This window comes from Lentzea sp. NPDC051208, assembly GCF_040682435.1.
GTDB classification, from domain to species: domain Bacteria; phylum Actinomycetota; class Actinomycetes; order Mycobacteriales; family Pseudonocardiaceae; genus Lentzea; species Lentzea kristufekii.
Window position 1 is genome coordinate 130,637 of sequence record NZ_JBFBAW010000021.1, and the last position, 7,598, is coordinate 138,234.

General features: G+C 70.2%; 8 protein-coding genes. 5 read left to right on the plus strand and 3 right to left on the minus strand.

What is annotated here, in order from left to right; genetic code table 11:
* Window positions 1–2: 2 nt before the first annotated feature.
* Genes AB0M48_RS37880 through AB0M48_RS37890 form a run of 3 tightly spaced genes read left to right on the plus strand, consistent with a single transcriptional unit; the run spans window position 3 to window position 2,757 of the window.
* The gene (locus tag AB0M48_RS37880) at window positions 3–722 is read left to right on the plus strand and encodes an acetoacetate decarboxylase (protein WP_363851629.1); all 720 of its coding nucleotides are present in this window, start codon (window positions 3–5) and stop codon (window positions 720–722) included.
* The gene (locus tag AB0M48_RS37885) at window positions 719–1,567 is read left to right on the plus strand and encodes a 3-hydroxyacyl-CoA dehydrogenase NAD-binding domain-containing protein (protein WP_363851592.1); all 849 of its coding nucleotides are present in this window, start codon (window positions 719–721) and stop codon (window positions 1,565–1,567) included. Before AB0M48_RS37880 ends, AB0M48_RS37885 begins: the two co-directional genes overlap by 4 nt.
* Window positions 1,567–2,757 (plus strand): acyl-CoA dehydrogenase family protein, encoded by a 1,191-nt coding sequence (locus AB0M48_RS37890; protein WP_363851595.1) that lies wholly within the window; start codon window positions 1,567–1,569, stop codon window positions 2,755–2,757. The genes AB0M48_RS37885 and AB0M48_RS37890 overlap by 1 nt, the downstream gene beginning before the upstream one ends.
* Before the next feature lie 3 nt (window positions 2,758–2,760).
* Here AB0M48_RS37890 and AB0M48_RS37895 read toward each other — a convergent pair whose 3' ends face one another.
* Together AB0M48_RS37895 and AB0M48_RS37900 are read right to left on the minus strand one after the other, a co-directional pair.
* Window positions 2,761–3,159 carry a helix-turn-helix transcriptional regulator gene (locus tag AB0M48_RS37895; protein WP_363851598.1) on the minus strand — a complete coding sequence of 133 codons (399 nt, stop codon included), beginning with the start codon at window positions 3,157–3,159 and terminating at the stop codon, window positions 2,761–2,763.
* A gap of 30 nt (window positions 3,160–3,189) precedes the next feature.
* The gene (locus AB0M48_RS37900; RefSeq protein WP_363851601.1) at window positions 3,190–4,155 is read right to left on the minus strand and encodes an aldo/keto reductase; all 966 of its coding nucleotides are present in this window, start codon (window positions 4,153–4,155) and stop codon (window positions 3,190–3,192) included.
* A 179-nt stretch (window positions 4,156–4,334) separates the two neighbouring features.
* Between AB0M48_RS37900 and AB0M48_RS37905 the strand changes: the two genes are divergently transcribed.
* Window positions 4,335–5,225 (plus strand): polyprenyl synthetase family protein, encoded by an 891-nt coding sequence (locus AB0M48_RS37905; protein WP_363851604.1) that lies wholly within the window; start codon window positions 4,335–4,337, stop codon window positions 5,223–5,225.
* Here the strand turns inward: AB0M48_RS37905 and AB0M48_RS37910 are convergent.
* Window positions 5,186–6,094 (minus strand): NADP-dependent oxidoreductase, encoded by a 909-nt coding sequence (locus tag AB0M48_RS37910; RefSeq protein WP_363851607.1) that lies wholly within the window; start codon window positions 6,092–6,094, stop codon window positions 5,186–5,188. The genes AB0M48_RS37905 and AB0M48_RS37910 overlap by 40 nt on opposite strands.
* Window positions 6,095–6,234: 140 nt before the next feature.
* On the opposite strand from AB0M48_RS37910, the gene AB0M48_RS37915 reads away from it, so the two are divergent.
* Window positions 6,235–7,482 (plus strand): LuxR C-terminal-related transcriptional regulator, encoded by a 1,248-nt coding sequence (locus AB0M48_RS37915; RefSeq protein WP_363851610.1) that lies wholly within the window; start codon window positions 6,235–6,237, stop codon window positions 7,480–7,482.
* The last annotated feature ends 116 nt before the right edge of the window (window positions 7,483–7,598 follow it).

Genomic DNA, 7,598 nt, shown 5'->3' on the forward strand with positions numbered 1-7,598 from the left:
TCATGCTGGGCATCACACCTCTGACCGCTCCGGCGTTTCCCACCGTGCAGCCCCGTTTCTTCGACCGCGAGTACCTGAACATCGTCTACCGGACCGATCCGGAGGCGTTGCGGGCCGTCGTCCCGGCGCCGCTGGAGATCGACGAGCCGCTCGTCCGGTTCGAGGTCATGAAGATGAACGACGTGACGGGCTACGGCCCGTACACCGAGGCCGGCCAGGCGATCCAGGTCGTCTTCGACGGCGAACGCGGCGAGTACCTGCACGCGATGTACCTCGACAGCTTCGCCGCCACGGCGTCCGGCCGCGAGGTCAGCGCCTACCCGAAGGTCATGGCCGCGCCGAACCTCTACGCCGACAACGGCGCGCTGGTCGGCACGCTCGACTACGGCACGCTGCGGGTGGCCACCGCGACCATGGGCTACAAGCACCACGAACTGGACCGCCGCACGGCTGAGGCGGAGATCACGGTTCCGACCTTCATGCTGAAGACCATCCCTGACTATGACGGAACGCTGCGGGTGCAGGAGCTCGTGCGCACGGAGATCACCGACGTCGTCGTCAAGGCCGCGTACACCGGCCCGGCGCGCCTGCAGCTGTTCCAGCACGTCCTCGCGCCGCTCGCCGATCTCCCCGTGCTGGAGGTCGTCTCCGCCAGCCACGTCATCACCGACCTGACGCTCGCTCCCGCCAAGCCGGTTCACGACTACTTGGAGGAAGCATGAAGCCCGAGAGGGAGTTCAAGACCGTCGCGGTCGTCGGGGCAGGTGTCATCGGTCTCTCGTGGGCCAGGCTCTTCGCGGAGCACGGCCTGACCGTCCGCGTCGCCGATCCCCGCCCGGACCTGGTCGTTCCCGACGGCGTGCAGATCGCGCGGAACGTCGCGGAGGCCGTGCGGGACGCGGACTTCGTGCAGGAGAACGGCCCGGAGGACCTGGAGTTCAAGAAGACCCTGTTCGCCGAGCTGGTCCTGGAGGCGCCGGAGCACGCCCTGCTGCTCAGCTCGTCGTCGGCGATCCCCTCGACCGCGTTCACCGAGGGCATCGACGGCTCGCGCGTCCTCATCGGACACCCGTTCAACCCGCCGCACGTGATCCCGCTGGTCGAGGTCGTGCCGGGGGAGCAGACGAGCGAGGAGTCCGTGACCAGGGCGGTGGAGTTCTACCGTTCGCTCGGCCGCACACCGGTCGTCGAACGCAAGGAGATCCCCGGCTTCGTCGGCAACCGGCTGCAGGCCGCGCTCTCCCGCGAAGCCGCCTACCTGGTCGAACAGGGCGTCGTGACGCCCGCCGACCTCGACACCGTCGTCACGAACTCGCTCGGCCTGCGCTGGGCGACCGTCGGCCCGTTCCTCGGCGCCCACCTCGGTGGCGGCCCCGGCGGCTACCGGCACCTCGCCGAGCACGTCGGCAAGTCCATGCAGGGGCTGTCCCTGGGCACCCCGTCGCAAGATCCCGAACGGCTGATCCGAGCCGTCGAAGACGCTTACGGCTCCTCCACGTACTCGGCGCTGGCCGAGACGCGCGACCGCAAGCAGCTCGCCGTTCTGACGGCATTGGAGGAGAACTGATGAACCGCCTGGAAGACCAGCTGACCGCCGACTTCTACAACTACGAGGCGCTGCTGGGCGACGAGGAGCGCAAGATCCTGCTGAGCGCCCGCGAGTTCATGACCACCGAGATCAAGCCTCTCGTGAACGAGTACTGGGCCAAGGGCGAGTTCCCGCGGGAGCTGATCGGCAAGTTCCGCGGCGCCGGCCTCACCGCGCTGTCCTACGAGGGCTACGGCGAGCACCCCGCCGCCGTCAGCAACCTGCTCACCGGCATGCTGGCGATGGAGATGACCCGCACCGACGCGTCGGTCGCCACGTTCTTCGGCGTCCACAACGGACTCGCGATGTACTCGATCTACGCGGGCGGCGACCAGGAACAGCGCGACCGCTGGCTGCCCGCCATGGCCGCGATGGACAAGATCGGCGCGTTCGCGATGACCGAACCGCTCGGCGGTTCCGACGTGGCGGGCGGCATGCGCACCACCGCCGAGCGCGATGGCGACACGTGGGTGCTGAACGGCGCCAAGAAGTGGATCGGCAACGCCACCTTCGCCGACTACGTGATCGTGTGGGCCCGCGACCTCGCCGACAACCAGGTCAAGGGTTTCGTCGTGGAGAAGGGCACGCCCGGCTTCGTCGCCGAGAAGATCGAGGGCAAGATCGCGTTCCGGATCGTCGAGAACGCCGAGATCACCCTCACCGGCGTCCGCGTGCTGGAGGCGAACCGGTTGCAGCGCATCGACTCGTTCCGCGACGTCGCGGAGATCCTGCGCGCCACCCGCGGCGGCGTCGCCTGGCAGGCGCTCGGCGTCATGATCGGCGCGTACGAGGCCGCGCTCGCCTACTCGAAGGAGCGCGAGCAGTTCGGCCGCCCGATCGCCCGTTTCCAGATGGTGCAGGACAAGCTGGTGCAGTCGCTCGGCAACATCACCGCGTCGTGGGGCATGCTCGTGCAGCTCGCGAAGCTGCAGGACGCGGGCATCTTCCAGGACGAGCACTCGTCGCTCGCGAAGGCGTTCGTCACCTCCCGGATGCGCGAGGTCGTCGCCTGGGCGCGGGAGATCTTCGGTGGCAACGGCATCGTGCTCGACTACGACGTGGCGCGCTTCTTCGCCGACGCCGAGGCGATCTACTCGTTCGAGGGCACGCGCGAGATGAACACGCTGATCGTCGGCAAGGCGATCACGGGACAGAGCGCCTTCGTCTAGAACCTAGGCTTCGGGGATCTCGACGACCACGTGCGTCGACTTGATCGAGGCCACGGCGACGCTGCCGACCTCCAGGCCGAGCTCGTCCGCGGACTCACGGCTCATCAGAGACGTGATGCGGAAGGGCCCGGCCTGCATGTCGACCTGGGCCATCACGCCGTCCTTGGCGACGCGCGTGACGATGCCCTTCATGCGGTTGCGCGCCGAAGCCGCCACGGTCGCACCGGGCTCGGCCACGTCGGTCATCTTCTGCGCGAACGCGGCGAGCTCGGTCCCGCTGACGCCCTTGCGCCCGTTGTCCAGGACGACGGACGCGAGGCGGCCCTGGTCGATCCACCGGCGCAGGGTGTCGTCACTGACACCGAGCAGCGCGGCGGCCTCGCTGATCCGCAGGTTCGGCACGAACGGAAGTGTATATCCGCGTTCGCGGAGTCAGGAGTGCCCGGCGATGCGGTGCGGCTGGTAGCCCGCCTCCAGTTGCGCCGCCTCGTCGTCGGTCAGCTCGAAGTCCAGTGCCGCCACCGCGTCGTCGAGCTGCGCGGGCTTGGTGATGCCGACGATCGGTGCCGTGACAACGGGATTGCGACGCAACCAGGCCAGCGCGACCTGCGCCCGCGACACCCCGCGGGCGGCGGCGATGGCGGCGACCTGGTCGACGATCGCCCGGTCCGACTCCAGGTACAGGGTGGACCCGAACTCGTCGGTCTCCGTGCGCGCGGTCGTCGCGTCCCAGTCGCGGACCAGGCGGCCGCGGGCCAGCGGGCTCCACGGGATCACGGCGATGCCCTGGTCCGCGCACAACGGCAGCATCTCGCGCTCCTCCTCGCGGTAGAGGAGGTTGTAGTGGTTCTGCATCGACACGAACTTCGTCCAGCCGTTCTGCCGTTGCGTGAACAACGCCTTGGCGAACTGCCACGCGTACATGGACGACGCACCGATGTAGCGCGCCTTGCCGGACTTCACGACGTCGTGCAGCGCCTCCAGCGTCTCTTCGAGAGGGACGGTGCTGTCGAAGCGGTGGATCTGGTACAGGTCCACGTAGTCCGTGCCGAGCCGGCGCAACGAGTTGTCGATCTCGGCGAAGATCGACTTCCGGGACAGCCCGAAGCCGTTGGGGCCCTCGTGCATCCGGTGGTGCACCTTGGTGGCCAGCACGATCTCCTCGCGCCGTGCGAAGTCGCGCAGCGCGGCGCCGGTGATCTCCTCCGAGGAACCGGCCGAGTACATGTTCGCGGTGTCGAAGAAGTTGATGCCGGCGTCGAGCGCGGCCTTGATGAACGGCCGGGACTCCTCCTCCGGCAACGACCACGGGTGGCCGCCCCGCTTCGGGTCTCCGTAGCTCATCATGCCGAGACAGATCTCGGACACGTCCATGCCGGCGAGCTTGGTGTAGCGCATGGTCAGCCCCTCAGGAAAACGATGATCACGGTCGGGTGATGGTGACGACAACCCGTTCAACATCAACGTAGTCCGGTTCGCTGGATCGTGCCTCTGTTCGACACGTCAGTGGCTATCGGGCCTGATTGTCTGACCAGCGGGTTTAGCGTCGTTTTCCCGGTCTCTGAGAGGAAAGCGCCATGACGAGCATCGACCTGGTCGCGCCACCGCAGCACGTGCTGGAGCGCACCCGTTGCGCGGTCGGGACGTTGCTGCTGGCGGCGTTGGCGGAACTTCCGGGCGAGACACGCGAGGTGGTCGAGTTCGGTCTCGCGCGGCAGGACTTCTCGACGGCCGCGCTCGTGCTGCTCTCCGCCGAGGCGTTCGGTGACGCCGACGCGACCGGGGCGGCCCTCGCGCTGGAGTTCGCGCAGCTGCACGAACAACTGCACGCGGATCTCATGAGCCGCAGGGGCGCGTGGGAGGTGTTCGGCGCGGACAGGGTCGTCTCGGCGGCGGACGCTCTTCTCCCACTCGCCGTCGCGCGGCTCGCCAAGCCCGGGGTGATGATCCTCAACGCGGCGTTGATGTCCGTTGTGGACGGTTACGTCCAGGAGATCGCCATGGACGAGGAGACCGGCGCCGACATGGCCCGGCACCTCGGCGTGGCGGCGGCCAAGCACAGCTCGCTCCCGGCTGCGGCGTGCGAGCTCGGCGCGCTGGCCGCCGGTGCGAGCGCGAGCCAGGCGAACCACCTCAGGCAGTTCGGTGACGACCTGGGCCTGGCGCGCAAGCACGTCGACGACGTCCTGACTCTGCACGACGACCTCGCACACGGCCGCCGCACGCTCCCGGTCGTGGCGGCGGCCATAGCCGGCATGACCGTCGGCGGCGGCCGGAAGTGGTGCGAGCAGCAGGCCGGACTGCTGCTCGCCCGCGCCCTGAACCACCTGCGGCGGAGTGGTCCGGGGGCGCGGGCGGCGGAGGAGCTGTCCTCGCTCGCCAGGGAGGTCACGACAGCCCGGTGCGTCCCGGCGCCGGCCGTGCCCGCTCAGCCGGCGGGGCGCAGCACCACCTTGCCGGGTGCGTGACCGGTCGCGACCAGTTCCTGCGCCTGAGCGGCGTCGGCCAGCGGCAGGCTCTGCGCGACGCGCACGGTGAGCTTGCCGTCCACCACGAGCTGGGCGTACTCGCCGAGCCGCGCGCCGAACGGGCCGCCACCACCGGAGAACGTGACGCCCAGCTCGGCGGCCTGGGGGTCGGCGATGGTGACGATCCGGCCGGTGCCGCCGCGCAGCTCGATCGACAACGGCAGGTCGCCGTGGCCCGCGGCGTCATACACGGCGTCGACGCCCTGCGGCGCGGCGGCGCGGATCCGGTCGGCGAGCCCCTCGCCGTGAGCGACCGGGGTGGCGCCGAGCGACCGCAGGTAGTCGTGGTTGCCGGGGGAGGCGGTGCCGATGACCGTGGCACCGCGGGCCACCGCGAGCTGGACGCCGGCGGCGCCGACCACGCCCGAGGCTCCGTGGATCAGCAGCGTGTCGCCCTCGCCGACCTTCAGCTCGTCGAGCACGCGGACCGACGTCTCGACGGCCACGGGCAGCGCGGCGGCCGTGTCCCAGTCGAGGTCGGCGGGCTTGAGGGCGAAGTCGGAGGCCAGCGCGTACTCGGCGTAGGCGCCGGTGACGGTCCAGCCCAGGACCGCGTCGCCCACCGCGACGCCGGTGACGCCCTCGCCGACCTCGTCGACGATGCCGGCCGCCTCCAGACCGGGGGTCACCGGGAACGGGGGCGTCATCTGCGGCGGCATCCACCCGTTGCGGATCTTGTGGTCCAGCGGGTTGACCGCCGCGGCGACGACTTTCAACCGGACCTGTCCCGGTCCGGCGTGCGGCTCCTCGACCTCGGTCAGGCTCAGCACTTCCGGGCCGCCGAACGTGGTGTAGGTGATCGCCTTCATCTCTGTCTCCAGGTGCTGGTCGTTTGGTTGACATGTCAACCCTAGCGAGGGCGATGGTCTTCCCGCCCCATCACTTCGGCTAGTCCCACCTGGCCGAAAGACCAGCCGGGTGCTCGTCTGGGCGGACTACGCTCACAACCATGGACCTGCTGGCCGCCTCCGACGTGATCCGGGCACCGCTGAGCGAGACGCTGTCGCGGCTGTCGGCGGCGATCGCCGGCGCCATTCCGCACGAGGCCGTGGCCGAGCTGTCCAACTGCTCGTTCGCGCCGTTCAAGTTCCGCGGCGAGACGCCGGTGACGATCACCGACATCGCCGCGTTGCGTCCTCTGCTGCCGGACAGCGGAGCCTGGCAGGGGCGGGCGGTCATGGCCGGGGCGGACGTGCCGGTCGTCGTGCTGGTGAGCGACGTGTCCGAACCGAGCGCGTTGCTCGTGCTGCTGCGAGCCGACGACACCCCGGTGGCCGAAGAGGTGCTGGAGCCCGCTGTCGCGTTGTGGAACGTGGTGACGGCGTACATGGAGGGCATGCGCAACGAGGCGGTGCCCGCGACGCTCGCGGTGTCCCGGGCGGCAGCCGCGGCGCGTGCCGTCACCATCTCCGACCTCGGCGACGCGTACGGCGCCTCGCTGACCGCGCTGCTCGGCGTGTTGCGTGACCACAACGTGGACGACGCGACCGCCCGTTCGCGGTCCGTCGACCTCGCCGTCACCGCGCTGGTCGAACTGCGGTCGCGGGCCGAGCTGGACCGGGCGCAGACCGAGGAACGGGCGGGGGAGGCCTTCGAACGGCTCGCCGAGTCGTTGCGCCGGGTGATGCGCGGCCGCGACGTGCGCCTGGACCTCGGCACGCCCGGCGCGGAGGAGGGCGCGGACCGGATCGTGCCGACCGGGATCTCCGCCACGGCCGCCGCGGTGGTCAGGTCGGCCGTGCACGCGATGCTGGACGACCAGGGCGGGGTCGGCCGCGTCCACATCGGCTGGAAGATCGTCGGGGCGGTGCTGCGGGCGACCGTGCGGGACGACGGTCCCGGCACCCTGTCCTGCGCCAGTCTCGACCGGCGCCGGGTGCCGGAACGCCTCGGGCCGCTCGGCGGGAAGGTCGAGGTCGACGCGGTGCCGGGCTGGGGCGCGACCGTGACGATCGAGGTGCCGCTCGGGCCGCCGGAGAGCCCGCGCGAGGACCCGCTGACCGTGCTGGGCGCGCGGGAGCTCGAGGTGCTGGGCCGCCTCGCCCGTGGGCGGCGCAACCGCGACATCGCCGGTGAGCTGCACATCAGCGAGTCCACGGTGAAGTTCCACGTCGCGAAGATCCTGGACAAGCTGGGCGTCGGCTCGCGCGGCGAGGCCGCCGCGCTCGCACACGAGTGGGGCGCCGCCACGCGTTAGGTCGTGTCCTGTGAGCGCGGCCTAGCTGTATTGCCCTGAGAGGTTCGGAACGCGGCTGGCGGGTGGTTGGCCTTTGAGTGCGGTGTGACCGCGGTGGTGATTGTAGGTGTGGAGCC

Coding starts and splice junctions, on each gene's coding strand:
- AB0M48_RS37905 (WP_363851604.1), top strand. CDS start 4,335: ATGACGAGCATCGACCTGGTCGCGCCACCGCAGCACGTGCTGGAGCGC.
- AB0M48_RS37900 (WP_363851601.1), bottom strand. CDS start 4,155: ATGCGCTACACCAAGCTCGCCGGCATGGACGTGTCCGAGATCTGTCTC.
- AB0M48_RS37890 (WP_363851595.1), top strand. CDS start 1,567: ATGAACCGCCTGGAAGACCAGCTGACCGCCGACTTCTACAACTACGAG.
- AB0M48_RS37880 (WP_363851629.1), top strand. CDS start 3: ATGCTGGGCATCACACCTCTGACCGCTCCGGCGTTTCCCACCGTGCAG.
- AB0M48_RS37910 (WP_363851607.1), bottom strand. CDS start 6,094: ATGAAGGCGATCACCTACACCACGTTCGGCGGCCCGGAAGTGCTGAGC.
- AB0M48_RS37885 (WP_363851592.1), top strand. CDS start 719: ATGAAGCCCGAGAGGGAGTTCAAGACCGTCGCGGTCGTCGGGGCAGGT.
- AB0M48_RS37915 (WP_363851610.1), top strand. CDS start 6,235: ATGGACCTGCTGGCCGCCTCCGACGTGATCCGGGCACCGCTGAGCGAG.